Consider the following 25,228-nt stretch of genomic DNA (forward strand, 5'->3'; position numbering starts at 1 on the left):
GGCCTCACCGTCAAGTCACCCCGGGTCATGGCCTGTCTTGACGCTTGCAAACCCGTGCTCGCTTGAGCACAAGCGGCGCATGGCAACCTCCGACGTCCTCGTGGTGGGCGGTGGTGTGATGGGCTGCGGCATCGCGCTGAAGCTCCGGCAGGCAGGCGCGCGCGTGACGGTGCTGGAGCGCTCCATCCCCGGCGCCGAAGCCTCCAGCGCCGCCGGCGGCATCCTCGCGCCCCAGTGGGAGTCCGAGGGACCGGGGCCCTTCTTCGAGCTGTGCCTGCGAAGCCGCGCCCTCTATGGGAGCTTCGCCGCGGAGCTGCGCGAGCTCTCCGGCGTGGACATCGCGTACCGGCCGTGCGGCCTGCTGCGCGTCGCGTTCGACGAGGCGGACCTCCACCACGTGGAGTCCACCGTGGGCTGGCAGCACGGCATGGGGCTGCGCGCCGAGCTGCTCGACGGAAAGGCCGCGCGCGAGCTGGAGCCCCACCTGTCCCCCACCGCCGTGGGCGCCGCGCACTTCCCGGATGATCACCAGGTCGACAACCGGCTCCTCGTGCGCGCGCTCACCATGGCCGCCGCGCGCGTGGGCACGGTGTTCAAGAGCGGCTACGTGCGCGGCGTGGTGCACGAGCATGGCCGCGCGGTGGGCGTGGACCTGGACGGCGAGGTGCTCCGCGCGGACGCCGTGGTGCTGGCGGCGGGCTCGTGGTCATCCCTGGTCCAGGGTGCGGGCGTGTCGGCGCAGGCGGTGCGCCCGGCGCGCGGACAGATGGTGCAGCTCCAGACGCGGCTGCCCCTGCTGGAGCGGGTGGTGACGTCCGCCAAGGGCTACCTGGTGCCGCGCGCGGATGGGCGGATCATCGCCGGGAGCACCATGGAGCATGTGGGCTTCGACAAGCAGGTGACCGCGGCGGGGCTGGCGCGGATCCTCGACATGGCCCTGGAGCTGTGCCCGGACCTGGGCAGCGCGCCCATCACGGAGACCTGGGCCGGCTTCCGTCCCTGGACCCAGGACGCGCTGCCGTACATCGGAGAGGGCCCCACGCCCGGCCTGTTCCTCGCCACCGGCCACTTCCGCAACGGCATCCTGCTCGCCCCCATCACCGCGAAGCTCGTCGCCCAGGCCGTGCTGGGGGAGAAGCCCTCGGTGGACCTCACCCCCTTCCGCTATGACCGGGGGACAGTGGCGCGCGGTTGACGCGCCGTGCCTGCCCGCCCTACTCCGCGAGGCGGGGAATGCCGTCAGGACTGGAGACGTTCACTCCGGAACCAGGGCTCGCACCCCGCCCTGGATGGCAGGGAGGCGAGGGGGTGATGATTTCTCGCACTCGTTCGCCTTTAATCCCTGGAAACCTCTAGAATCTTCGGCCGTGGAAGCCATCCCCCCCGCACCGCCCAGAATCCTGATCGTCGACGACGACGACTCCGTCCGCGACGTCATCTCCGTGCTCCTCCGTGAGGAGGGCTACAACTGCGTCGTGGCCAACGGCGCCGAGATGGCGCTCGACGTGGCGGGTGAAGAAGAGACGCCGCTCGTCATCAGCGACATGAAGATGCCGGGCCGCGACGGACTCTGGCTGCTGGAGAACCTGCGCGAGCGGCTGCCGGACACGTCCGTCATCATGCTCACCGGCTACGGCGACACCGAGTCCGCCGTGGACTGTCTGCGCCGGGGCGCGGTGGACTACCTGCTCAAGCCACCCAAGCTCACGGACCTCATCCGCGCCATCGAACGCGCGCTGGCCAAGCGCCGCATCGAGATGGCCCGCAAGCGCTACCAGAAGAAGCTCGAGGGCAAGGTGCGCGACCGCACCGCCGAGCTGCGCAGCGCGCTGCACAACATCGCGAACACGTACCAGAACACGCTGCTGGCGCTGGTGGCGGCCCTGGACGCGCGCGAGCACGAGACGAGCGACCACTCCCAGCGCGTGGTCAGCTACACCTCCGCCATCGCCACCCGCATGGGCATCCACGGCAAGGAGATGGAGGAGATCGGCCGCGGGGCGCTCCTGCACGACATCGGGAAGATCGGCGTCCCGGACGCGGTGCTGCTCAAGCCCGGCAAGCTCACCCCCGACGAGTGGCTGGAGATGCGGCGTCATCCGGAGATTGGCTTCCAGATGATCCAGAACATCCCTTTCCTCTCCACGCCGGCGGACATCGTCCTGTCGCACCAGGAGCGCTACGACGGCGCGGGCTACCCCCGCAACCTCCAGCGCAACGAGATCCACATCGGCGCGCGCATCTTCGCGGTGGCGGACACGCTGGACGCGATGACGAGCGACCGGCCGTACCGCAAGGGCACGACGTTCGCGAACGCCATCCAGGAGATCAAGCGCTGCGCCAACACGCAGTTCGACCCCGAGGTCGTGAAGGCGTTCCTGGACATCGGCGAGGAGGGGCTCATCCGCATCAAGAAGGAGATGGCGGAGAAGAAGCTCAACCCGATGCAGGCCGCCGCGGACGCCGCCGAGTCCGAGGCCGAACTGGCGCGCCTCACCGACCTGGATGACGAGCCGGACTCCCCGCCCGTGGGCAGCACCGCCACGCCCATTGGCGCGCCGCCCGCCGTCATCCGCTCCGCGTCCGGGACCGAGGGCTGAGGCGGACCGCGGGAAGCGGTGCCTTTCCTCGCGGGGGTTGCTATCCATGAAGGCGGAAGGCCCCGCGATGACCGCCCCCCTGCCCGCTCCCAATCCGCTCGCCCCGCCGCTGTGTGACGCGCAGGGGCGGCGCATGACGTACCTGCGGCTGAGCGTCACGGACCGCTGCAACTTCCGCTGCACCTACTGCTCGCCGGCCTCCTGGGGCGGGAAGAAGGACCTGCTCGACGCGGGCGAGTTCGAGCGCATCGTCTCCGTCTTCGCGCGCATGGGCATCCGCCGCGTGCGGCTGACGGGGGGCGAGCCGCTCGCCCGGCCGGACATCCTGGACATCGCGAAGCGCATCGCCGCGGTGCCCGGCGTGGAGCACCTGGCCATCACCACCAACGCGAGCCGCCTGGAGTCACTGGCCGGGCCGCTGCGCGACGCGGGCGTCACCCAGCTCAACCTGAGCCTGGACACGCTGTCCGCGGAGGTGTTCCGGCGCATCTCCAAGCAGGGCGACTTCGACGCGGTGCTGCGCGGCATCGACGCGGCGGCGGGCGCGGGCTACCAGTCGCTGAAGCTCAACGTCGTGGTGATGCGCGGCATCAACGACGCGGAGGTGCCGGAGCTGGTGACGTACGCGCACGCGCGCGGCATCACCCCGCGCTTCATCGAGCTGATGCCCTTTGGCCAGGGCACGCCGGTGCCCACGGCGGAGCTGCTGGAGCGCCTGGCGGGCTCGGGCCGCGTCCTCACCGAGGAGCCGCAGGAGAGCGCCGCGTCGCCCACGTCCGGGCCGGCGCGTTACTGGAAGACGGACAGTGGGCGCGTGGGGTTCATCTCCCCGCTGACGCAGAACTTCTGCGGGGGCTGCAACCGGGTGCGGGTGGCGTCCAACGGCGATTTGCGCAGTTGCCTGGGCGGCCGGGCGCAGGCGCCGCTGCATCAGCTCATCCGGGGCGGCGCGACGGACGAGGAGCTGGCCCTGGCCGTGCGCCGCGCGCTCGGGGAGAAGCCGGAGGGGCACCGTTTCACGGAGGCCGGAAACGGCGCCACGCTCCTGCCCATGATGGGCATTGGCGGCTGAGGGCTACTTCACCATCCGGATGTTCACGGGGTAGCGGTAGATCTGGCCCTCGTTGGCCTTGATGCCCGCGATGATGCTGAACACCAGCGACGCGACGCCCACGATGAAGCCCGTGACGACGCCGAGGCCCAGCGCGCACACCAGGACGCCGGAGATCAGCATCCCGATGAGCGTGGTGAGCTGGAAGTTGAGCGACTCCACCGCGTTGGCGCGGACGAAGGACGACTCCTTGCCCTTGGTCAGCATCAGGAACAGCGGCACCGCCCAGCCCAGGAAGCCCGCGCCCACCACGAAGCCGGCGATGGAGCCCAGGTGGGCCAACATCCCCATCGTCTTCTCATCCTGCGTCGCCGTGGGCGAGCCGGTGATGAACGAGCCGAACTGCTGATCCTCACGCTGCTGGGGGTCCATGTCCATGAGAGCCCTTCCGGAAGTTCTGGGGGGCGACGGGTGCGCCCGGATGGGCGCACCATGGCATGGCGTGTCGGTGCCTGTCATCCAGCGGACAGGGGCCGAGCCAGCAGGCCCCCGTCCACCGGCGGGCCTCAGCGGTACAGCTCGTGGCCCGCCTTCTTGAATTCCTCACTCTTCTCCTTCATCCCCTGCTCCAGGGCCTGGGCCTCGTTGACGCCGACCTTGTCCGCGTAGTCGCGCACGTCCTGGGTGATCTTCATGGAGCAGAAGTGCGGGCCGCACATGGAGCAGAAGTGCGCGACCTTGGCGCCTTCCGCCGGCAGCGTCTCGTCGTGGAAGGCACGGGCGCGCTCGGGGTCCAGGGACAGGTTGAACTGATCCTCCCAGCGGAACTCGAAGCGCGCCTTGGACAGGGCGTTGTCGCGGGCCTGAGCGCCTGGGTGGCCCTTGGCCAGGTCCGCGGCGTGGGCGGCGATCTTGTACGTGATGACACCCTCCTTCACGTCGTCACGGTCGGGCAGGCCCAGGTGCTCCTTGGGCGTCACGTAGCAGAGCATCGCCGTGCCGAACCAGCCGATCATCGCCGCGCCAATGCCACTGGTGAAGTGGTCGTACCCGGGCGCGATGTCCGTGGTGAGGGGCCCCAGCGTGTAGAACGGCGCCTCGTGGCACACGGCGAGCTGCTTCGTCATGTTCTCCTGGATGAGGTGCATGGGGACGTGGCCGGGGCCTTCGATCATCACCTGCACGTCGTGCTTCCAGGCCACCTGGGTCAGCTCGCCCAGCGTCTCCAGCTCGCCGAACTGCGCGGCGTCGTTGGCGTCCGCGATGGAGCCGGGGCGCAGGCCATCGCCCAGGCTGAAGCTGACGTCGTACGCCTTCATGATCTCGCAGATCTCCTCGAAGTGCGTGTAGAGGAAGTTCTCCTGGTGGTGGGCCAGGCACCACTTGGCGAGGATGGAGCCGCCGCGGCTGACGATGCCGGTGAGGCGCTTCGCGGTGAGCGGCACGTACTGGAGGCGCACGCCCGCGTGGATGGTGAAGTAGTCCACGCCCTGCTCGGCCTGTTCGATGAGGGTGTCGCGGAAGATGGCCCAGGTGAGCTCCTCGGCCTTGCCGCCCACCTTCTCCAGCGCCTGGTAGATGGGCACGGTGCCGATGGGCACGGGCGCGTTGCGGAGGATCCACTCGCGCGTCTCGTGGATGTTGCGGCCGGTGGACAGGTCCATGACGGTGTCCGCGCCCCAGCGGATGGACCAGACCATCTTCTCCACCTCCTCCTCGATGGAGGACGTGACGGCGGAGTTGCCGATGTTGGCGTTGATCTTCACCAGGAAGTTGCGGCCGATGATCATCGGCTCCAGCTCCGGGTGGTTGATGTTGGCGGGGATGATGGCGCGGCCCCGGGCAATCTCATCGCGCACGAACTCCGGCGTAATCACACGTGGAATCGCGGCGCCCCAGGAGTGGCCGGGGTGCTGGGCGGCGAGTGAAGCGTCGAGCTTCTGGTTCTCACGCACGGCGACGTATTCCATCTCCGGCGTGATGATGCCCTTGCGGGCGTAGTGCATCTGGCTGACGTTGGCGCCGGCCTTGGCGACGCGGGGCTTGCGGATGTGGCTGAAGCGCAGGCCATTGAGGCGCGGGTCGGCCTCGCGGGCGCGGCCGTATTCGGACGTGATGCCGGACAGTTCGTCCGTGTCGTTGCGGGCGCGGATCCAGTTCTCACGGACAGCGGGCAGGCCCCGGCGCAGGTCGATGTCGGCGGACGGGTCGGTGTAGGGGCCGCTGGAGTCGTAGACGTGGACGGGAGGGTTGGCGGTCTCTGGGCCGGCGTGGCCGTGGTGGCGCGTGGGCGTCTGGGCGATTTCACGCAGGGGGACGCGGAGGTCGGGGTGCAGGGACCCGGACACGTAGACCTTGCGCGAGGCGGGAAGCGGGCCGCGGCTGATTCCCTCCAGTACCTTCCCATCGACCTTGAGGCTCTTGGACGCTCCACTCATCGGACATCTCCTCGTGAGAACGGACGGGAGACGGGACGGGAGCATGGAGCGCCCACACCGCTTCCCTCCGCCGGTACTAACCGGTTCAGGTTCAAAGGGATCGGACGCGGCCACGCGTCCGTCTCAGCCCCCTTCCGGAGGCACCCCTAGCGACTGCGGAGCGGTGTAGCGCACGGGGAAGCCCGCTTCAACCTGGGCGGAGGTGAGCCTGGGTCCAGTGGACGTACGGTGGCCCTGTGGGGAGGGGCACGGACGCGTCAGTCCTTTCCCTGACATGTCAAACACAGACATGACACGCCAAGAAAATCACGAATTCCATCTTTCGCCATGAAGTGCGTTTCCGTAGACTGCGGGCTCCCCAACAGGAGATCGCATGCAAAAACACTCCCTCGCGGCGCTTGGAGCGCTCGCGATGCTGACGTCGTGCGCGACGAACCGCCCCATCCCTCCGGGGAGCGACGACACCACCCTCTTCGTCGGCAAGATCATCACCCTGGATGACAAGGGAACGATCGCCGAAGCCGTCACCGTGGACGGCAAGGGCCGCATCTTGAAGGTCGGTAGCGAGAAGGACCTGAGCGCGGGGCTCGGAGTGGGCTCCAAGCGCGTCGAGTTGGAGGAGGGACAGGTCCTCCTTCCCGGGTTCATCGATCCCCACCTGCACATCCTGCCGACGCTCATCCAGAGCGTGCTGGGCACCCACAACCTGGCGCCCTGCCTGCCGCCTCCCTACAACCTGTCCACGCCCGAGGAGTGCACACAGCACCAGGACCTGCTGAGCGCGCTGAGCTCCATGACCCTTGAGCCCCCCTCTCCGGAGACGGCCAAGCAGTTCGTCCTGGGGATGAACCTGGACCCGTCGCGGCAGCAGTTCATCGCCGGCAAGTGTGGCGTGACGTCGAAAGTCGAGTTCATGCAGCAGCCGAAGCTCTACCTCGACGCGTGCGTGACCCAGGACCGGCCGGTCCTCATCCTCGACCAGTCGGGCCACCTCGCCTACGTGAACGACAAGGCCTTCGAGGCCGTCTGCAAGGGACAGAAGCCCTGCCGCCCTCCGGATTCGGTGGCACAGGGCGGAGGGCGGTGGGTCGTCGGGAGCGATGGCCAGTACACCGGGTTGCTCGAGGAGTCCGCGGCCTTCGCGCCGTTCCTGGAGGCGACGCAGCAGGGAATGCTGATGCAGAAGGCCATCCCGAACGGAGGCCTCCAGGACCTCCTCAAGGCCATCCAGGCCCTGCGTGAAGCCGGGCTCACGACCATCGCTGACGGCGGGCTGTCCGACCGGTCGCAGATCGAGTTGGTCAAGCTCCTCGCCATGAACCCGGCCTTCCCGCTGCGCGTCACGGGCGTCGTGACAAACCTCGCGGCCGCGCCCGTCATGAACCCTGACGGGACCGTCGCCAAGCCGGCGCTCAAGCCGACCGGGCCTTCTTGCACGCCGAGCCCGACCAACGACTGCGCCCTGCCCAAGTGGCTGGGCGCCGGCGCCATCAAGCTCTGGGTGGATGGTTCGACGCAGGGCTGCACCGCGCTGCTCGGACAGCCCTATGTCTACGACGCGAAAGGACACTGCCCGGAGGCGGGAGAGGGCCAGGGCGACTTCAAGAACGCGAAGGAGCTCGCGGATGCCATGCGCCCGCTGTGGGCTGACTCGGCCTGGCGGTTCCAGCTGCATGCCAATGGCAACCAGGCGAACCAGTGGGCTGTCGACGCGTTCTCCCAGCTCCAGTTGGAGCAGACCAACACGCACCGGATGCTGCTCATCCACAACACCGTGGGCCAGGACTCCGTCTCCCAGGCGATTGGTGAGCTGCGCAAGGGCACGCATGTCTCCGGCCAGCAGAGGGTTCCGGCGATGGACCTGCGAGTGACGCACCTCATCGGCCACGTGGCGTACTGGGGGGATGCCCTGGCGCGGATGCTCCAGAAGAATGGCACGCACAAGGACATCGACATCGACCCGGTGGACTTCAACCGCCGCTACGGCATCCCCTACTCCTTCCACAGCGACTCGATGGTGACCCCGGCGCGGCCGCTCTGGTTCGTCGAGCAGGCCGTCACGCGGCGCACGTGGGCCTATCCGGACTTCCAGAAGACCTATGTGCTTGGGCCGCAGCACGCGACCACCGTCGAGGAGGCCCTGCGCGCGGTGACCATCGAGCCGGCGCGCCAGCATGAAATCGACGGCTGGGTAGGCAGCATCGAGCCGGGCAAGGTGGCGGACTTCGTCGTCCTGGGCGCCAACCCGCTCGACCGTGACCCCGCCAAGGGCGGAGACCCGGCGACGATCAGCCAGATTCCAGTCGTCCGGACGTACCTGGGCGGCAAGGCCCCCGCGAGCAGGAACTGAGTGATTCACCGGGCGCGTCGTCCGAACCGTTGGCGACGCGCCCTTGTCCTGTCAGCTAGGAGGCCTGGAGTTGGGCGCCGGTGTCCTTCGCACGGGTCGCCAGGGCGCGTCGCAACGCTGTTCCCGCCCACTCAAGCTCTTCCTGTGACAAGTCCATGCCCAGCAGTTCGTGACCCTTGTCGTGCTCGATGACGATGCCCCGCCCCCGGGAGACATGCGTCCGCGCGTCGCGCACGTCGATGTCCTGGATGCGGGATCTGGGCAGCCGCATGACCTTCCGGGGCCTCCAGGGTCCGTACCGGGTCGCCTCGATTCCCCGGGAGGAGGCATTGATGGACCAGCGGCTGGTGGCTTCCCTCGCGACCCACCACCAGAAGAAGGCACCGCAGGCGATGAAGAGCGAGCTCGCAATCACAATCACCTGAGTGCTGGCTGCCTGCGAGCCGAGTATCTTTCGCAACTGCATCAGCAAGAAAAGGGGCCCACCCACCGCGATGAGGATGGCGAAGGCTCCCTGCGCCGCGTAGGCGGGACGCCATCCACACGGCGGCAAGTCCAGCGTCAGCCCCTGGGCGTCCTGCCGGAATTGGATGCCGCTGCCATAGGGCAGGTCCGGAAGGCGTTCCCCCGTGAGTGGCGCTTCCTCCAGGCGCGCGGTAACGGAGCGGCTCTGTCCCCCTCCACACTGAGGCCCATGCCGAGGAACCTGGAGACGGCCTGTGCCAGCTCCACGGCCTCCTCGCGGTCGTCGCTGTGGGACAGGACGACGGACTCCGAGGGCCTCATCAGCGCCACCACGTAGACCTTCGCGATGAAGAGTCCTGTCGTGGGGCCCTTGTCGCGCTGGTAGAGGGCCACGGACGTGAAGGGTTCCAGGGGCTGGGTCTTCGCGCCCAGGGTCTCCCGGTAGCCGGTGCGGCGCCACACGGAGCGGGTCTCCAGGTTCAGCAGCACCTTCCAGCGCGACGTGAGGTGGTGAACCGCCAGAGCGCCCAGGGCCACCATCATGATCCAGACGCGCACTTCACCGGCGAAGAAGCCCGTCGTGAGGGCGATGACCGGGAGGGCCAGCGACAGCAGCAGCGCGCCCCGATACAGCCATCTTTCGATGGGGCGGACTTCGTGCTCAATGATCAGGAAGGGGCCGGAAACGGACCAGCGGTGGGAGCCACAGAGCATCCGCCCCAGATTAAGGCCCTGGTAGGGGCAGCGAAAGCCGCCGACTCAATCGTCCGTGTCTTCTTCAGCCAGGGCTTGCATCAGTGGCTCCAGGAATTGCTCCTGACGCTCTCGTGCGCCGCCTGGAAAGCCGGCCGCCCTGGCGAGGACCTCCTTCGCCTCTCTCAGGCTCAACCCGAACAGGGCCCGGACCATGCGAATGATGGAGATGCGATCCATCCCATTCGCTTCCGCCTCAAGCACCACCTCTTCCGCCACCTTCCCCTGGCGCTTCAACACGACATACGGCTCCCAGGCGGACTCACTCACCGAGGATTCTCGTCGCGAACGCGGAGGGTGTCGCGCTCATGCCGCTCTCCCCTCCTGAGCCACCAGACCAGAAAGACAAGCAGCCCGACTCCCATGGCGGTCAATCGGATGAGTGACCCACTCGGCTGGTAGGAACCAAAGCCGACCATGCATGAGGGCTCCCGGTAGAACTCCACGATGGCGTCGAGCATCGGCGCGATCGTAGCGCGATGTGGCGAAGCTATCTCAGCGGTCATGGTGGACTTCACTGTGAGTGATGCAGGCTGCCGCGCCCCCTGTCACGGGAGGAAGACCCCGTGGCGCAGTCGACGCATGACGCAGTGAAGCCGTTCCGGATGTGCCTGATTCCAGGCCTGCTCCTCCTGACCCTGGTCGGCTGCTCGAGTGAGAAGGAGCAGAACGGTCCGGATGATCAGGAACAGCCGCAGCAGGAGCAGGGCTCGTGGACGCCCCTTCCCTCGGGCTCACCTCTTGCCGCGCGGAGCCAGGTGGCGAGTGTCTTTGATGGCCAGAACGTCCTGCTCTGGGGCGGACGGGGCGGCTGCACCGCGGATGGATTCTGCGGCGACGGGGCCCGGTTCAATGTGGCGGCGAAGACGTGGACGCCCATGTCGCCCCAGGGCGCGCTCTCCGCGCGCTCGCTGCATACGGCGGTGTGGACCGGCGAGCGGATGATGATCTGGGGCGGACTTGGCTGCGGTGGCACCGACGTTCCCTGTGGCGATGGCGCGACCTACGACCCCACGAGCGACGTCTGGAGTTCTCCGATCAAGGCTGATTACGCGCCCGCTCCGCGCTGGGGACACACGGCCCTCTGGACCGGCACGCAGATGCTGATCTGGGGCGGCAAGGATGCCCAAGCGCCACGTGTGTTCAGGGACGGGGCCATCTACCACGCGAAGGAGGACCTCTGGACGACGATGAACTTCGTCAAAGCCCCTCCAAACCGCTATGCGCACACCGCGGTGTGGATCGACGGCGTGATGTACGTCTGGGGCGGCAATGGGGGCAGCCCCCTCGACGTGGCCCTGCAGGACGGCTCGATGTACGGCCCTCACGGGGACGGCTGGCTGGCGTTTCCACCCGAAGAAGGAACCCCCAAGGCCCGCTGGTCCCACACGGCGGTGTGGACCGGGTCGAGCATGATCATCTGGGGCGGGATCGGCTGTGGCGACGACCCCCAGCAGAACCCGCCGATCTACTGCGACAGGGGCGCCGCGTTCGATCCGGTGTACCGGAAGTGGTCAGCCGTCTCCGCCAAGGGTGCGCCCTCGCCACGCATCGGGCACACCGCCGTGTGGACCGGCTCGAAGATGGTCATCTGGGGTGGCACCTCTCCGAGCTGCGGCTCGGGGGGCGGCGTCTGCTCGGACGGCGCGGCCTACGACCCGGCGACCGATACGTGGGCACCGCTGCGCACCGCAGGCGCCCCTTCCGCGCGCACCGGGCACGTGGGCCTGTGGACGGGCAACGCCCTCTTCATATGGGGAGACATGGGGGGCGGCGGCGCGGATGCCCCCCTGTCGGATGGCGCCCTGTGGGTGCCGTGACGGCGAGGCTTCCGCCTACACCTTCACGGTCTTCACCAACGGCAGTTCGCGCACACGCGTCCCCGTGAGAGCGAACACTGCGTTGGCCAGGGCCGGTGCTACCGGAGGCACTCCAGGCTCGCCCACGCCTCCGGGGCGGCCGTCGCTGGGGATGATGTCCACGTGGATGCGCCTTGGCGTCTCCGCGATGCGCGCCAGGCGGTAGTCGCGGAAGTTGCTCTCCACCGTGGCGCCGTCCTTCATCGTGATGGCGCCGTAGAGCCCCAGGCTCAGGCCGAACACCACCGCGCCCTCCATCTGCGCCCGGACTCGCTCCATGTTCACGATGGTGCCCGCGTCCGCGACGATCCACGCCTCGTCCACCCGGATGCGCTCGTCCGCGTCCTTCACCACCGACACCACCACCGCCACGTACGTCAGGAAGCTGCGGTGCGCCGCCAGCCCCAGCGCCCTGCCCTCCCGCTTGCGCTCGTCCCAGCGCGACAGGCCCGTCACCCGTTCAATCACCCGGCGCAGCCGCGCCGTGTCCACCGGGTGCTCTTCAATGGACTGGCCGTAGTTCGGAATCTTCGCCACGCCCAGGTCCTTGGGCGTCACGATGCGCGACGGCCCCAGCACCTCCAGCAGCGTGTCTCGCGGATCCGTGCCGCGCTCGTGCGCCAGCTCGTCGATGAAGCTCTGCACCGCGAACGCGTGGTAGATGTTCGCCACGGACCGCAGCCAGCCGATGCGCGTGTGCGCTCGCGCCTCGCAGTTCTCCATCCGGACGTCCGGGATGGCCAGCGGCAGGTCCACGATGCCCTGCCCCATCTCTCCGTCCCCCGCGAACGTCGCGTCGGAGAACGTCGAACCGATGGGCGGGAACGCGATGCGCTGATGCCACGCCACCACCTTGCCGTTCGCGTCCAGGCCCGCCTCCAGCCGCTGCGCGCTCGTCGAGTGGTAGTAGTCGTGGCGCACGTCGTCCTCGCGCGTCCACTGCAGGCGCACCGGCGCGCCCACCGCCTTCGCGACGAGCGCCGCCTCCACCACGTAGTCCGGCTTCGACTTGCGGCCGAACCCGCCGCCCAACAGCGTCACGTGCACCGTCACCTTCGACGGGTCGATGCCCAGCGCCTTCGCCACCTCGCTGCGCGCGGCCTGCGGGTTCTGCGTCGTGGCCCACACCTCGCAGGTGCCGTTCTCCACCTTGGCCACCGCCGCGGGCGGCTCCATGGGCGCGTGGGCCAGGTGCGGCGTGTTGTACGTGGCCTTCACCCGCTTGGCCGCCTTCGCCAGCGCGCCCTCCGCGTCGCCGACGTTGCGCACCACCTTGCCCGGCTTGCCAATCACCTCCAGCAGCTGCTCGCGGTAGGACTCCGAGTCGTAGACGGCGTTGTCCCCGCCCTCCCACGTCACGTCCAACGCCGCGCGGCCCTTCATCGCCGCCCAGGTGTTGTCCGCCACCACCGCCAGGCCTCCCAGCGGCTGGAACAGGAAGGGCTTCGTCGCCGCCGGCAGCTCCACCACCTGCCGCACGCCCGGCACCGCCAGCGTCTTCGCCGCGTCGTAGCGGGCGACCTTGCCTCCCGCCACGGGCGGACGCGCGATGACCGCCGTGCGCATCCCCGGCAACACGACGTCCGCGCCGAACACCGCGCGGCCCGTCACGATGTCCGGACCGTCCAGCAGCGGCAGCTCCTTGCCCAGGTGCTTGAGCTCGCTGCGCGGACGGAGCGTCACCGCTTCCTTCTTGGGGACCTTCAGCTTCGCCGCTTCACTGGCCAGCTCTCCGAACTTGAGCGTCCGCTGCGTGCCCTTGTGGAACACCGCGTGGTCGCGCGCCTCGCACTCCGTGGGCGCCACCTTCCAGCGCTTCGCCGCCACCGCCACCAGCATCGTGCGCGCCGTCGCGCCCGCGTAGCGCAGGTCGTCGAAGATCTTCCGCACGCTGCTGGAGCCGTCCGTGTTCTGGTCGCCGTAGGACTCGTCGCCGTCGCCCTGGACCACCTTCACGTGGGCCATGTCCGCGCCCAGCTCGTCCGCGATGAGCACCGGCAACGAGCTGCGCACGCCCTGCCCCATCTCCGAGCGGTGGCAGACGATGGTCACCACGCCGTCTGGCGCCACGTGCACGAAGACGTTGGCCCTCAGGCCCCCCGTGGGCACCTCGGGCATCGCCGTGGGCATGGGCGCGGCGTGTGCCCTGGCGGGCAGGAACACCTCCAACCCCAGGCCCGCGGCCACGAGTCCCATTCCCTCGAGCACGGAGCGGCGCGACAGACGGATGCGCGTGTCTTGCATGGTGGCGGTCCTCACTCCGTCGGCAGTCCCGCCGCCTTCTTCACGGCGGTGCGGATGCGCGTGTACGTCCCGCAGCGGCAGAGGTTGCCCGCCAGCGATTGATCAATCTCCGCGTCGGTGGGCTTCGGCTTCTTCGCCAGCAGCGCCGCCGCCGTCATGATCTGCCCCGCCTGACAGAAGCCACACTGAGGCACCGCCAGGTCCACCCACGCCTTCTGCAACGGGTGCGAGCCGTCCGGCGACAGGCCTTCAATCGTCATCACCTCGCGGCCCTCCGCGCGGCGCACCGGCGTCACGCACGAGCGCACCGCCGCGCCGTCGATGTGCACGACGCACGCGCCGCAGAGCGCCTGGCCGCAGCCGTACTTCGTGCCCGTCAACGTCAGCACGTCGCGCAGCGCCCAGAGCAGCGGCATCTCCGGATCCACGTCCAGCACGTGCTCGGTCCCATTCACTCGCAGACGGATGCTCACGGTCGGCTCTCCTCGCGCGGGCACTCCGCGCCGTCCTTCACCCACGCGGCCACCAGGGCCCCGAACTCCGCCTGCGTTCCCGGCGCCGGAACCCGGTCCGCCCCGGGCTTCCAGCCCCAGCCCACCAGCTCGTCATGCGCCGAGTGCTCGATCAACTCCGCCAGGCTCTTGCCGCCGTTGCGCGCCGGATCCTTCAACTGCTCGCACAGCGAGCGGGGCGTGCGGCCTTCCCAGAACATCACCTTGGGCGCCAGGTGCCACTTGGGCGCGCCAGGGACCCGCGCCAACTGCGCGTTGCGGTCCTGGTGGCAGGAGGTGCACTCCAGGCCGGGCACGCCCTGGTCCTCGGGGCCTCGGGCCACCGGCGGATCATGGATCTGGCTGTTCTCTCCCTGGAGGGGACTGTCGCCCACGGGGTGGCAGTTGACGCAGCGGGGATGCAGCATCACCCGGCTCGCCTCCAGGAACAGCGCCCGCGAGCGCTCCTTCTTGTCGCCGATGCCCGCGAAGGCCTCCGGCGGCCGGAGCGCCTGTGGATTCTCGGGCGGCGGCACCACGCCGACATGCGCCGCGCGGCCTCCGCATCCCGCGCTGAACAGGAGCGACAGCGACAGCCCCGCCGCCCCCGCGCCCAGCACGGCTCCCAGTGCCTTCGAGCGAAGATTCATCGTGCCCCGTCCATCCCTTCGGCCAGAGGTCCTCCAGCCCACGCTGCGTCGCGAGGCCGGAGGGGCGATGCTGCCCCGGTCCTGCCCTCCCGGAGCCTTTCAAAAAGCCGCATGGCCTGTGAAGGTTTTCTTCAGAACGGACCCGACCCGGGAGTGGGCGGCGCCGTCACGCGGCGTGAGGGATGGCGGCCTTCGTGAAGGCACCGTGCCTCGGTGACACAGGCCGCGGGCGGGATTGACGGAATGTCTTTCGGGGCGCGGGGGCGCTTCGCGCAAGTGCGCGGAATCGCGTGGGCGGGGCGTTGGAACGCGGTGTGTATTGGGAAGCGCGCAAGGAGATAGCCCGCCATGCGCCAGAGCCCCGCGTCGTCCGTGTTCTCCCTCACCCGCCTCTTCGTCGAGCAGTGTGCCCGCTGGAGGCTGCGCGAGGAGGTCATCGCGTTCATCCTCGAGTTCGGCACTCCCGCCCGGGCGTGTGGTGCCACCCACCTCACCGTGCACGAGCGCGACCTGCCGGTTTCGCTGCGTGACTCGTCCCTGGCGCGGCAGGCGCGCGGTTGGATCCTCATCCTCAATGATGAGGACCGGCTCCTCACCTGCTACCGCCGTCAGGACGCCTCGCGCTTCCTCAAGCAGAAGTCCAAGCGCCGCCCGGCGGGCGTGACGCGGGGCCGCGACGACTTCCTGCGCGGCCTCCAGTTCGCTCCGGCCTGAATCAGTCGAGCCCCGACTTGCCCACGGCCCAGTAGGCCTTCACCTTCGGCGTGGCGCGTTCGCCGTCGCCGCGCAGCCGCGAGCGCAGGGCCTGGATGGACTGTGCCCGGCCCGTCATCACCAGCGTCGCGCCGGGTTTCGCGCGCAGGACTTCGCGCAGCCGTTCGTGGACCTGCGCCAGGTGCGCGTCGCCCGCAGTGCGCTCCACGTCGTGGCCCTCGAAGCCCAGCTCGCGCAGCGCGGGCGCGCAGTCCTCTCGGCGTGTCACCTCGAAGATGGGGGTGACGTCGCGCTTCGCGCCTGTGCGGAATGCGTGCGCCACCGCGAAGGACGTTTCGTCACCGAAGAGCACCACCGGCGCGTCGCCGGACTCCAGCGCCACCGAGCGCCGGGGACCGAAGAACTGAACCGTGTCTCCGGTGCGTACGTCGCGGCCCCACTTCGCTCCCGGGCTGTCGCCGTGCAGGTACACCAGGAAGGCCGTGGCGCCGCGCGCTTCGTCCCACGACAGCGGCGTGTACGTGCGCATGCCCATCCCCGGCAGGAACACCTGCACCTTGTCGCCGGGGGTCCAGCCCTGTCCGCGCAGCGCGGGCCCTTCGCAGTCAATCTGTCGAAAGGCGCGTGAGACCTCGCGCACCTGGGCCACCTTCGCTTCGGTGAAGAGAAAACGGCCCAGCATGCTTCCGAGCATGGCCTTGGCGTTTGCCATTGGAGCCTCCGTTCAGGCGTTCATACGCCTCCTGCACGTTCACGGCTCGTGAAGTTGCGTGAAGGCGTCCTCACCTTGCAGGGCAGACCCCCACGAAAGGAACCGGACATGGGCCCCTGGAATCCCCGGGTGCGCTGGCTTCGGACCGGCACCAGTGTCCTTGCCATCCTGGCAGCCAGCGGCTGCGCGATGGGCCCGGAGGAATTCGGCCCGCAGGTGACATCCAGCTCGACTCCTCTGGACAACCCCATGTCCCAGTTCCGGGAGGTGCTGGCACCCTACGGCACGTGGATGAACCTGCCAGACGTCGGCTGGGTCTGGCGGCCGGACCCGAATGAAGTGGGCGCGGGCTTCACTCCGTATTCCACCGGCGGCCGATGGGTTTCCAGTGATTGGGGATGGACCTTCGAGAGCGACGCGGAGTGGGGCTGGGCGCCCTTCCACTACGGCCGGTGGTTCACCACGCCGAAGGAGGGCTGGTTGTGGTGGCCCGACAGCGAATGGGCCCCGGCCTGGGTGGACTGGCGTTGGGGAAATGGCTTCGTTGGCTGGCAGCCCCTCGCGCCGCCGGGCATCAACACCGGGTTGAGCTGGACGTTCGTGAGCGCGAACAACTTCGTCCAGCCCGACGTGGGGTCGCATCTCCTCCCGGAGGCACAGGTCCAGGAGTTGATGCGCCAGACGCAGCCCGTGGGCGAGCACGTGGTGGCTCGCGAGGGATACTGGAACCGGGGGCCGGAGCCGGAGGTGGTCGCCCGGGCCACCGGACAGGAGGTACCGGTCGCGAAGCCGATGACTCCGCCGACGGGTCATCCGCCTCGTGCGTCCGCTGGGAACTCAGAGCCTGGTGCCCATGCGGGCCTTCAGCCGAGCAGCGGGCGGTAGGACTCCGTCCGCCAGGTCTTCGGATCGGGGCTCGACTCCGGGCCCGAGACGTAGACCTCCCAGAACAGGCTCCTGCTCCGAGGGTATAGGGAGGGATGTCAGCTACGCCGGTTGGAGGAAGCGCCCGTCGACCAGATGGTCGATGACCTCTCGGGCGGAGTGCGGATCCAGCCGTTCCTTCGTGCCCAGGTGTGACACCGCGCTGGAGACGGTGGTGGGCTTATCGAAGGCGGCCAGGGCGGCGAGGAGGATGGCGCCGTCCTCGCCTTGGGTCAGCGTGGGGTCGGTGAACTTGCGTGGGTTGATGGACGGAGCGCAGCTCAGGGTGATGCCGTCCACCGAGCGCAGGACCGTCACCGGCTCCTTCGCCAGCTTCGCGGGCGCGCGGTGGCTGCCCAGCCAGTCTCCCAGCGTGAAGCGCTTCGTCGAGGGCGCGGTGTTCTTGAGCCGCGTGCGGCCGTGGAGGTCCACGCGCTTCCTCGAGTCCCGGTGCTTCCAGGCCAGTTCGTCCACCCGGTCCGAGTTGCGCTGCACCGCGGCCTCCAGCTCCTTGTCCTTGAAGCGGATCATCGGCACGGACACGTCACCGGGTTCGCGGCGCTCGAAGTAGTCGAGGAACTCCGCGAACGTCTTCGCCTCCGTCACCATGTCGAAGCGCGCGGGGTGCTCCGTGACGAGCGCTCCGGGCTGCGCCTCCAGCCGCTGGTAGCCCACCACGCAGTCCAGGCCGATGATGCGCTCCACCAGCCGCAGCTCCTCCGCGAGTCGCTCCCGGTTCATGAATGGCAGGCCACCGATGCCGGAGATTTCGACCTCCACGTTCGGATGGCGGCGGACGGACTCAATGACATCGAGCAGTTCGCGGTCCTTCGCGCAGGGCTTGAGCAGGCCCTTGGCCATCTGCTCCAGCCGCTGCTGCTCGGAGAAGCACCCGATGTCGATGACCATGTAGATGCGCTGGAAGGTCTCGGCCAGCGCCGCGACCAGCTCCACGCGAGGCACGCCCCAGAGGAAGTACGTGCAGCAGTGGCGCGACAGGTCCACGCCCGCCCAGGTGCTCCCGAGGAACTCCGCCGTGCTGCCCGCGAAGTCGTAGCGCATCTGCCAGGTCCGGCTGGCGATCTCCTGATGATCCCTGCGCACGTTCTCCTCGGCTCGCAGGAACGGCTTCGCGCGCCCGAAGTCCGCCTTCTGGTTGCCTCGCGCGCCGCCGCAGTAGAGGCAGTTCTCGCCGCAGCCCTTGCCGGGCGCGACCCAGCCGGAGAAGGAGTGCGCGTCCATCTGGCTGAGGAAGATCTCGTTGAAGTGCGAGTAGTAGACGTCCTGGGTGTTGGTGGAGCGCTGCACGTACGCCAGCGGCAACCGGCGGGGACGGCCATCCGGGTGCCGCGTCACGCAGTTGGGCGGAGCTTCCTCACCGTTGCAGAGCGCCAGCAGCGGGACTTCGCCATCGCCCAGGATGACGTGGTCGATGCAGTCGTAGCCGCTCAACTCCTTCCACCAGTACGACGCGGAGTTGCCGCCCACGACGATGCGGATGGACGGGTCGATCTTCCGGATGGTCCGCGCGATGAGCAGCGCGCGGTCCACGTGGTGGAACCACTTCAGGCTGATGCCGATGAGCTTCGGGCGAACGCGGGCGATGAGGCGCTCGAAGGATTGCGTCATCTCGCCTGCGCTCTCGTCCCCGTCCCACAGCCGCACGAAGGCTTCAATCCCGCCGCGTCGCAGGTAGCTCGCCAGGTAGAGGATGCCGCACGTGGCTTCGCCCGTTCCGGCACCGACGAGGAGGACTGGCGAAAGGGCACGACCACTGCTCATGGGACGACCACCGGCATGGGAGGGAGACGAAGACCAGCGTATAGGCGAATCCGGGCAGGCCCCGCGTGGATTCGTCGCCTCCCCTCCTCCCAGGCCGCCGGCCTGCTCCCTGGACGGCCCCTCTCCACGGTAGTGTCCGCGCTTCATGACAGCCCGGAGAACCGCCGGCTGGTGGCGCGACCTTGTCCCCATCCTCGCGGCCCTCAGCCTGGGATGTGCCACCGTCGCGATGGACACCGAGACGGACTGCATTCAGCGACACCCAGGGCTTCCAGAAGCATGCGGCCTCACCGCCGCCGAAGCAGCGGTCATCATGGCCGCGGGTGTCGGCGCCACCGGCACACACACCAACTCCGAGGCCAACGATTACGTGGATGATCCACGCCTGCCCGCGTGGAAGAACAGGTGCTTGCGAAACTGGAACGGCTGCGTGGACGGTCGATTCGCGGGTCCCTGCACTGACTGTCTGCGCAGATGCGAGGGGCAACACGATTGGCCCCTTGATATGTGCCGCCCATCCAAGCCGAAGCGGTGAGAACCGAATGAGCACACCCGACTGGAGCCCGTTTCGCGCCCTTGCACGGCGCGTCCTGCGCGAGGGAGCGGCGCTGACACTGAGTGACGATGTGCGCACCCTTTTGCTGCGCACAGCCGAGGAGGTCTCCATCGCGGATGCAGAGGCCGCCTTGAGCACCAGCGATGGGGCGCTGGCCCTGGTGCACGAGGCTGAGCGGCGCATCGCGGAGGGCTCAAACCGCCTGACAGACGCGCTGCACGAGATGTGGAGGCTCCAGCGGCAGGGAGACTTCGACAGTGCGCGCCAGCAGATGCGCGACGTGCTCGCTGTCGAAGTCGTCCCCTACTACCGCGAGCTCGCCTTGGAGCAGCTCTCCGGCATGTCTGACGAGCCGTGACGGACAAAGCGCAGTACCAATGTGGCCCTGTCACTCCAACAGTTCGGACAGGCCCGACGAGCGCAGCGCGGCCTGGAGCTCCGCGTCCTGCTTCTCTTCGGCGTTCAGCTCCATGCCTCGCTGACGGAGCAGGACCAGGGCCGACCGCCTTCGCTCCTTCGCGTCGTCGTCGAGCTCTGATTGCTCAGCGCTCCGGAACACCTGCAGGTACGGGATGGTCACCAGCATGTACAGCGGAGACGCGCCGGTGGCTTGGATGTTCGCGCTGAGCTGGCTCGCGGCCTTGAACACCGGGGCGCTGCTCTCCGGGTCCCGCTGCGCTGGCGTGTTCCCCAGCTCATGGAATGGCTGGAACGCGAAGAAGAGCGCCGACCCGCTCTCATCCCCCCACAGCATGTCACCGGTGCCGAGACGTTCGTAGCCCCGGTATCGCGCTCGCAACCGGTAGGGCAGCTTCGCGATGAAATCCGCGTGGCGTCCCCCCAACCTCGCCAGGAACTCGCGCTGCTCGGGATCCAGCGCGATGGAGGATGCCAACTGCTGCTGGAGGACCTCCTGCTCCGTGAAGGGGCCCGCGGCGAGGAGGTCCTCGGCCTCGTCCACGTTGCCCTCCCGGAGCCGCTCGTGGAGCACCCTCGAGAACAGCTCCACGTCGTGGGTTGCGATGGCGGTGCGCACCTCATTGGCCCTCCGGACCGCCTGCTTCTCCTCGTAGGAGGGCTCCAACAGCTGCTTCACGCCCACGACCGCAAGGCCCGCCAGGATGACGCCCGCGAACACGACGCCTGCCCGGGACACCTTCGGGTTCTTCGCGATGAAGTGCTGCCAGAGCAGCATCAGCGCTCCGCCCAGCGCGATCACCCCCGCCGACACCATCGCGCCCATGACGAGCACGAAGCCGAACCCCATGGCGAAGGCGCCGTCCTGGTCATGCCTGGGGGCCGTCATCAGCACCAGACCGAGCACACCAAGATAGATGGCGATGACGCTTGCGGCGAAGAGGAGGAATCGTTTCATGGGCGGTCGTTGAACCGGCTCGAGCCTGCCGGTTCACGACCGCGAACACCACTCGCATCCGGCGCCGTCGCCGACGGCTTCCGTCCCCGCCGCCTTCGACGCCGCTTCTGCGTGGCGCCTCCAGGCTGTCCGCCCAACGTCCGCAGCACCTGCGCGCGGACGCCGCCGTCCAATCGCAGTTGTTGCATGAGCGCGTGCACCTGCTTCGCGCCCTGCGGGTTTCGCAATCCCTCTCCCAGCCGCTCGACGATGTCGATGCGCAGCGCTACCGGCCCGATGATCTCGTAGCCGAAGGACCGCGCGCTCCGGCCGGCCAGCGCGGAGACGTTCAGCGCCGGCTCCTGGGGGATTCCCTGCGGACACGGCGCCTGCTGGAAGAGCGCCGTCAACATGGCCCGCCGCTCCAGGGCCTGGGGCGACAGGGCCTGGGTGACGTAGAGGTACCGCTGGCCCTCGTGGACGCCCTGCGCCTTCAGCCGCTCCCGCGACTCCTCGTCCAGGAGCCGCCACTGCTCGCGCGCCTCCGCCTGGGAGATGACGCCCAGCCCTTCCGCCAACTGGTAGGCCACGGCGCGCGTCGCCGGTGAGCGGCTCGCGCTCGTGAAGGACTCCGCCGGAAAGCCTCCCATGGCCTCCGTGACCAGGTCCCTGGCCAGCGCCACCAACCGGCGCTCCAATCGCTGACGCGCGCCTCCCGTCCACACCTCCGGCTCCGCCAACGCCAACTGCGGCGAGCGCCGGTCGCGCCCCCGCACCAGCCGGGCCAGCGGCTGCGCCTCGAAGGAGATGCGCCCCGCCGCGTCCACTTCAAACGCGTCGTGCGTCGCGTCCACCACGCGCTGGACGAACTGCTCCTCCGTCATCACCGCGCCTTCCGCGCCCGGCACCTCCGTCAGCAGTTGCCCCAGCTTCGCGAACGGACTGTCGGAAACACCGGCCTGCGGCTGCGTGCTGGCCCTCACGAAGCGGCGCGCGCTCCTCCTCGCCGCCCGCTGGACGAAGCGCTCCACCAGCCGCTCATGCAGGGCGTCGCCCAGCGCGTCCTCGATGCGGCGCGTGCGCTCCTGCCAGGCTTCCGCGTCGTTCAGCCAGCCCGGACGATGGCTGATGTACGTCCAGATGCGGATGGCCGCGAGCCGGTCCATCAGCGTGTGGATGTCTCCGGAGGCATCCTCCAGCGGCGACACCTGCCGGCCCAACCAGGCGGGGTCCAGCTTCCCGTCCCCGGCCGTCAACTGGAGGAACGTCTCGCGCAGCAGCGCGACGTGCTGCCCGAAGAGCCCCTTGCGGAAGTCCGGCACCTGGCAGACCTGCCACAGCAGCTCCACGGAGGCCTTGTCGGTGGTGAGCTCGCGGATGGCGGGCACCGCGGACAGCCCTTTGAGCGCGTCGAAGTCATCCGCGCGCTCCACCCGGACGAAGGCGCTGTCTCGCGGCGCCCGCGACAGCGAGTCCAGCAGCGCCTCCGGGCTGGAGAAGTCGAGCGAGGAATTGCGCCAGATGAGGCTGCGCACCGCTGGGAAGCGGTGGGACTCGATGGCGGAGACGATGCGCGGCGGCAGCTCCGGCAGCGTGTTCAGCGCGCCGAAGCTCCCGTCGTTGAGGTGGCGCCCCGCTCGGCCGGCGATCTGCGCCAGCTCGTCCGGATACAGGTCGCGCTGTTCCGCGCCGTCGTACTTGGAGAGCGTCGCGAAGGCCACGTGGTTGAGGTCCAGGTTCAACCCCATGCCAATGGCATCCGTGGCCACGAGGTACTGGACCTCGCCGGATTGATACATGGCCACCTGCGCGTTGCGCGTCCGGGGCGACAGCGCGCCCAGCACCACCGCCACCCCGCCCCGGAGGCGACGCAGCGCTTCGGCCAGCTCGTAGACGCGGTCCGCGGAGAACGCGACCACCGCCGAGCGCGGCGGCAGGCTCTTCAGCGAGCGACGCCCGGCGTAGCGCAGCTGCGACAGGCGCGTGGCGCGCTTCATGGACGCATGCGGAATCAGCGCCTGCACCATGGGCCGCATGGTCTCCGCGCCCAGGAACCAGGTCTCCTTGCGCCCGCGCGCGTGCAGCAGCCGGTCCGTGAAGACGTGCCCACGCTCCCGGTGCGCGGCGAGCTGGATCTCATCCACCGCGAGGAAGTCCACCTCCCGGTCGGTCGGCATCGCCTCCACGGTGCAGATCCAGTAGTCGGGCCGGGGCGGGATGCGCTTCTCCTCGCCCGTCATCAGCGCGACCCGGCCCTCGCCCACCTTCGCGGTCACCCGGTCGTAGACCTCTCGGGCGAGCAGGCGGAGGGGCAAGCCGATGATGCCGGAGTCGTGCTCGAGCATCCGTTCGATGGCGCGGTAGGTCTTCCCGGTGTTCGTGGGCCCCAGCTCCGCCACGACGACGGACGGCCGGCTGGATGGGCTCGAGCTCATTGGCGAAGACTAACCCCGAACCCCCTCCTCCGCCCTGGAGGCCGTGGGGGATGTTCGCGAACGACGTCCCTGCCCGCGCCCGGCGTGGAGGCAGGCGTCGGGGGGCGGGACGGACAGGCGCGCCACTCCCGGTACGCGGGGGCAGGTGGGATGGACGGCGCTGCCCGGGCCCCCCAGCTTCCGGACACGCAGCCGCCCGAGGGCATTTCCATGGCCGACACGCATTCGCAGCCGTCCGTCACCGAGCCGGGGGACCCGGGAGAGCTGGGGGTCCGTCTCACGCTGCTCAACGCCGCGCTGGCGACCAAGGTCGTCTGCGTGCGCCGCTACACGCGCCATGCCCTGCTGGCGGGAGGTGCCTGCCACGACGCGATGAAGGCCGCGTTCGGCCTGCACGCCCGCGATGAGCAGGACCACGCGCTCAGGCTCGCCGAGCGCATCCAGCAGTTGGGCGGCCGGCCGGACTTCAACCTTGGAGGGCTCATGACCAGCGGTGACACCCGGGACGACGAGGGACGGACGCTGGTGGAGCTGCTGCGCGAGAACCTGGAGGCGGAGCGCATCGCCATCGCGTCGTACCGCGATCTCATCCCCTACTTCGCGGTCCGCGACCCGACCACGCGGCGGCTCCTGGAGGAGCTCCTCGACGACGAGGAGGCCCACGCCAACGCCCTGCACGCGCTCTTGAAGCCTTGAGGCCCCGGCCCGGTGGGTTCCTCGGGCGGGTCCCGAACGGACCCGCCGGGCCGAGGTTTCTCAGGTGCCCGGCGCCACCTGCACGTCGCGGTAGCGAACCATCCGCTTGAGCGACGGATCCCACAGGTTCAGCCGCAGGCACCCCACCATGTCCTTCAGCGTGAGCGTGGTGATGTGCGGCCCCTGGAGCTCCGGGATGGACGCCATCGCCTCCGGCAGCCGGTAGAACGGGATGCGCGGGTTGAGGTGGTGCACGTGGTGGTAGCCGATGTTGCCCGTGAACCACTCCATCACCGGCCCGAAGCGCATGTAGCTGCTGGCCTCCAGCGCCGCGTCCGCGTGGTTCCACGACGCCTCCGGCAGGATGGCCACGTCATCGAAGTTGTGCTGCGCGTAGAACAGGTACGTGCCCAGCGCGTACGCGGCGATGAGCGGCCCCACGAAGGCGCTGAGATAGACGCCCAGGCCGAAGAAGTGCCAGACGGCCGCGGACAGGGCCACGTGCACGGCCAGCGCGAGCCCGGACGTCCAGTAGCGCTTCGGGTTCTTCACGAACGGCTGGAGGCACAAGCTGTAGAGGAACGCGGTGAAGTACCCGAGCATCAACGTCACCGGGTGGCGCTCCACCACGTAGCCCAGGCGCTCGGCGCCGGTGGCGTTGCGCCACTGGTCCGTGGTCCAGGTGACGAAGGTGCCCGCCGAGTCCGCCGCGATGCGCGCGGTGTTGGCGTGGTGATGGTTGTGCGTGTCGTTCCAGATGCGCGCGGGCGTGAGCGTGAGCAGCCCCTGCACCTGGAAGAGCGCTTTGGCCCACCAGGACTTCGGCAGGAGCGCCCCGTGCATCGCGTCGTGGAAGAGGATGAAGCAGCGGATGAGCACCAGCGCCTCGATGAGGCCGCCCACGATGCGCAGGGGCCACCAGGGCGCGGCCACCGCCAGCACCACCGCGCCTACGAGCGCGGCGTAGGTGGAGCCGAGCGCCCAGAGGGAGCGCGCGGTGTCCTGGGCCGCGAAGGGACGCGTGCGGGCAATGAGGTCCTTGCTCGATGGCGACGTGGTTCGTTCCATGGGGAAGCGTTGTCCCATCCCCATGTCACGGCCGGGTCAGCGCTTCCCACACGCGCGCCGTGGGCTCTTCGCGTCATGGATGACGC

At 69.1% G+C, this 25,228-nt stretch carries 23 protein-coding genes and 1 riboswitch; of the genes, 10 read left to right on the forward strand and 13 right to left on the reverse strand.

The window, feature by feature from the left end; genetic code table 11:
* Positions 1-79: 79 nt before the first annotated feature.
* The 3 genes from thiO (at position 80) to moaA (ending at position 3,672) form a co-directional block, all read left to right on the forward strand.
* On the forward strand, positions 80-1,195 hold the full coding sequence (gene thiO, locus ACX114_RS22280; protein ID WP_459287580.1) for a glycine oxidase ThiO: 1,116 nt from the start codon (positions 80-82) through the stop codon (positions 1,193-1,195).
* Positions 1,196-1,367: 172 nt separating this feature from the next.
* The gene (locus ACX114_RS22285) at positions 1,368-2,600 is read left to right on the forward strand and encodes an HD-GYP domain-containing protein (protein WP_459287582.1); all 1,233 of its coding nucleotides are present in this window, start codon (positions 1,368-1,370) and stop codon (positions 2,598-2,600) included.
* A 67-nt stretch (positions 2,601-2,667) separates the two neighbouring features.
* Positions 2,668-3,672: a GTP 3',8-cyclase MoaA gene (moaA, locus tag ACX114_RS22290; RefSeq protein ID WP_459287584.1), complete on the forward strand. Its 1,005-nt coding sequence runs from the start codon at positions 2,668-2,670 to the stop codon at positions 3,670-3,672.
* Positions 3,673-3,675: 3 nt separating this feature from the next.
* On the opposite strand, the gene ACX114_RS22295 is transcribed toward moaA, so the two are convergent.
* Complete coding sequence (locus ACX114_RS22295; RefSeq protein WP_206793842.1) at positions 3,676-4,089, reverse strand: DUF4870 domain-containing protein; 414 nt, start codon at positions 4,087-4,089, stop codon at positions 3,676-3,678.
* A 128-nt stretch (positions 4,090-4,217) separates the two neighbouring features.
* Positions 4,218-6,089 carry a phosphomethylpyrimidine synthase ThiC gene (thiC, locus tag ACX114_RS22300; RefSeq protein WP_459287586.1) on the reverse strand — a complete coding sequence of 624 codons (1,872 nt, stop codon included), beginning with the start codon at positions 6,087-6,089 and terminating at the stop codon, positions 4,218-4,220.
* Between the two features lie 45 nt (positions 6,090-6,134).
* A riboswitch (TPP riboswitch) is annotated at positions 6,135-6,247 on the reverse strand.
* Positions 6,248-6,462: 215 nt separating this feature from the next.
* On the opposite strand from thiC, the gene ACX114_RS22305 reads away from it, so the two are divergent.
* Positions 6,463-8,439 carry an amidohydrolase gene (locus ACX114_RS22305; RefSeq protein ID WP_459287588.1) on the forward strand — a complete coding sequence of 659 codons (1,977 nt, stop codon included), beginning with the start codon at positions 6,463-6,465 and terminating at the stop codon, positions 8,437-8,439.
* A gap of 55 nt (positions 8,440-8,494) precedes the next feature.
* Here the strand turns inward: ACX114_RS22305 and ACX114_RS22310 are convergent, their stop codons facing one another.
* On the reverse strand, positions 8,495-8,710 hold the full coding sequence (locus ACX114_RS22310; protein ID WP_459287590.1) for a hypothetical protein: 216 nt from the start codon (positions 8,708-8,710) through the stop codon (positions 8,495-8,497).
* On the opposite strand from ACX114_RS22310, the gene ACX114_RS22315 reads away from it, so the two are divergent.
* Entirely contained in the window at positions 8,709-8,864 is a 156-nt protein-coding gene (locus ACX114_RS22315) for a hypothetical protein (protein WP_459287592.1), read from the forward strand. The two genes, ACX114_RS22310 and ACX114_RS22315, sit on opposite strands and share 2 nt — an antisense overlap.
* A gap of 136 nt (positions 8,865-9,000) precedes the next feature.
* Here ACX114_RS22315 and ACX114_RS22320 read toward each other — a convergent pair whose 3' ends face one another.
* Both ACX114_RS22320 and ACX114_RS22325 read right to left on the reverse strand, forming a co-directional pair.
* On the reverse strand, positions 9,001-9,618 hold the full coding sequence (locus ACX114_RS22320; protein WP_459287594.1) for a hypothetical protein: 618 nt from the start codon (positions 9,616-9,618) through the stop codon (positions 9,001-9,003).
* Between the two features lie 45 nt (positions 9,619-9,663).
* Positions 9,664-9,897, reverse strand: a complete 234-nt coding sequence (locus ACX114_RS22325) for a ribosomal protein L7/L12 (protein ID WP_459287596.1) — start codon at positions 9,895-9,897, stop codon at positions 9,664-9,666.
* A 326-nt stretch (positions 9,898-10,223) separates the two neighbouring features.
* Here ACX114_RS22325 and ACX114_RS22330 point away from each other — a divergent pair, with 326 nt between their 5' ends.
* Positions 10,224-11,477, forward strand: coding sequence for a Kelch repeat-containing protein (locus tag ACX114_RS22330; RefSeq protein ID WP_459287598.1), 1,254 nt, complete (start codon positions 10,224-10,226; stop codon positions 11,475-11,477).
* Between the two features lie 15 nt (positions 11,478-11,492).
* Here the strand turns inward: ACX114_RS22330 and ACX114_RS22335 are convergent, their stop codons facing one another.
* From ACX114_RS22335 to ACX114_RS22345, 3 genes are read right to left on the reverse strand one after another with little or no spacing between them, the layout of a single operon-like run.
* Positions 11,493-13,760 carry a xanthine dehydrogenase family protein molybdopterin-binding subunit gene (locus tag ACX114_RS22335; protein ID WP_459287600.1) on the reverse strand — a complete coding sequence of 756 codons (2,268 nt, stop codon included), beginning with the start codon at positions 13,758-13,760 and terminating at the stop codon, positions 11,493-11,495.
* Between the two features lie 11 nt (positions 13,761-13,771).
* Positions 13,772-14,233 (reverse strand): (2Fe-2S)-binding protein, encoded by a 462-nt coding sequence (locus ACX114_RS22340; protein ID WP_120523719.1) that lies wholly within the window; start codon positions 14,231-14,233, stop codon positions 13,772-13,774.
* Positions 14,230-14,901, reverse strand: coding sequence for an Isoquinoline 1-oxidoreductase subunit (locus ACX114_RS22345; protein ID WP_459287602.1), 672 nt, complete (start codon positions 14,899-14,901; stop codon positions 14,230-14,232). The genes ACX114_RS22340 and ACX114_RS22345 overlap by 4 nt, the downstream gene beginning before the upstream one ends.
* A gap of 348 nt (positions 14,902-15,249) precedes the next feature.
* Between ACX114_RS22345 and ACX114_RS22350 the strand changes: the two genes are divergently transcribed.
* Positions 15,250-15,615, forward strand: coding sequence for a hypothetical protein (locus tag ACX114_RS22350; RefSeq protein WP_459287604.1), 366 nt, complete (start codon positions 15,250-15,252; stop codon positions 15,613-15,615).
* A gap of 1 nt (position 15,616) precedes the next feature.
* On the opposite strand, the gene ACX114_RS22355 is transcribed toward ACX114_RS22350, so the two are convergent.
* Positions 15,617-16,327, reverse strand: coding sequence for a siderophore-interacting protein (locus tag ACX114_RS22355; protein ID WP_459287606.1), 711 nt, complete (start codon positions 16,325-16,327; stop codon positions 15,617-15,619).
* A gap of 249 nt (positions 16,328-16,576) precedes the next feature.
* Between ACX114_RS22355 and ACX114_RS22360 the strand changes: the two genes are divergently transcribed.
* Positions 16,577-17,212 (forward strand): DUF6600 domain-containing protein, encoded by a 636-nt coding sequence (locus ACX114_RS22360; RefSeq protein ID WP_459287608.1) that lies wholly within the window; start codon positions 16,577-16,579, stop codon positions 17,210-17,212.
* 102 nt (positions 17,213-17,314) lie between these two features.
* Here the strand turns inward: ACX114_RS22360 and ACX114_RS22365 are convergent, their stop codons facing one another.
* A complete protein-coding gene (locus ACX114_RS22365) occupies positions 17,315-19,033 on the reverse strand; it encodes a B12-binding domain-containing radical SAM protein (RefSeq protein WP_459287610.1) in 1,719 nt (572 codons plus the stop codon).
* Between the two features lie 542 nt (positions 19,034-19,575).
* Here ACX114_RS22365 and ACX114_RS22370 point away from each other — a divergent pair.
* Positions 19,576-19,947 carry a DUSAM domain-containing protein gene (locus ACX114_RS22370; RefSeq protein ID WP_459287612.1) on the forward strand — a complete coding sequence of 124 codons (372 nt, stop codon included), beginning with the start codon at positions 19,576-19,578 and terminating at the stop codon, positions 19,945-19,947.
* A 30-nt stretch (positions 19,948-19,977) separates the two neighbouring features.
* Here the strand turns inward: ACX114_RS22370 and ACX114_RS22375 are convergent, their stop codons facing one another.
* Both ACX114_RS22375 and ACX114_RS22380 read right to left on the reverse strand, forming a co-directional pair.
* Complete coding sequence (locus ACX114_RS22375; protein ID WP_459287614.1) at positions 19,978-20,964, reverse strand: hypothetical protein; 987 nt, start codon at positions 20,962-20,964, stop codon at positions 19,978-19,980.
* Positions 20,961-23,378 carry a helicase-related protein gene (locus ACX114_RS22380; protein ID WP_459287616.1) on the reverse strand — a complete coding sequence of 806 codons (2,418 nt, stop codon included), beginning with the start codon at positions 23,376-23,378 and terminating at the stop codon, positions 20,961-20,963. The genes ACX114_RS22375 and ACX114_RS22380 overlap by 4 nt, the downstream gene beginning before the upstream one ends.
* 210 nt (positions 23,379-23,588) lie before the next feature.
* Between ACX114_RS22380 and ACX114_RS22385 the strand changes: the two genes are divergently transcribed.
* Positions 23,589-24,074: a ferritin-like domain-containing protein gene (locus ACX114_RS22385; protein WP_459287618.1), complete on the forward strand. Its 486-nt coding sequence runs from the start codon at positions 23,589-23,591 to the stop codon at positions 24,072-24,074.
* Between the two features lie 60 nt (positions 24,075-24,134).
* Here ACX114_RS22385 and ACX114_RS22390 read toward each other — a convergent pair whose 3' ends face one another.
* On the reverse strand, positions 24,135-25,142 hold the full coding sequence (locus tag ACX114_RS22390) for a fatty acid desaturase family protein (RefSeq protein ID WP_459287620.1): 1,008 nt from the start codon (positions 25,140-25,142) through the stop codon (positions 24,135-24,137).
* Positions 25,143-25,228 lie beyond the last annotated feature (86 nt).

Source organism: Corallococcus sp. M7, assembly GCF_054512695.1.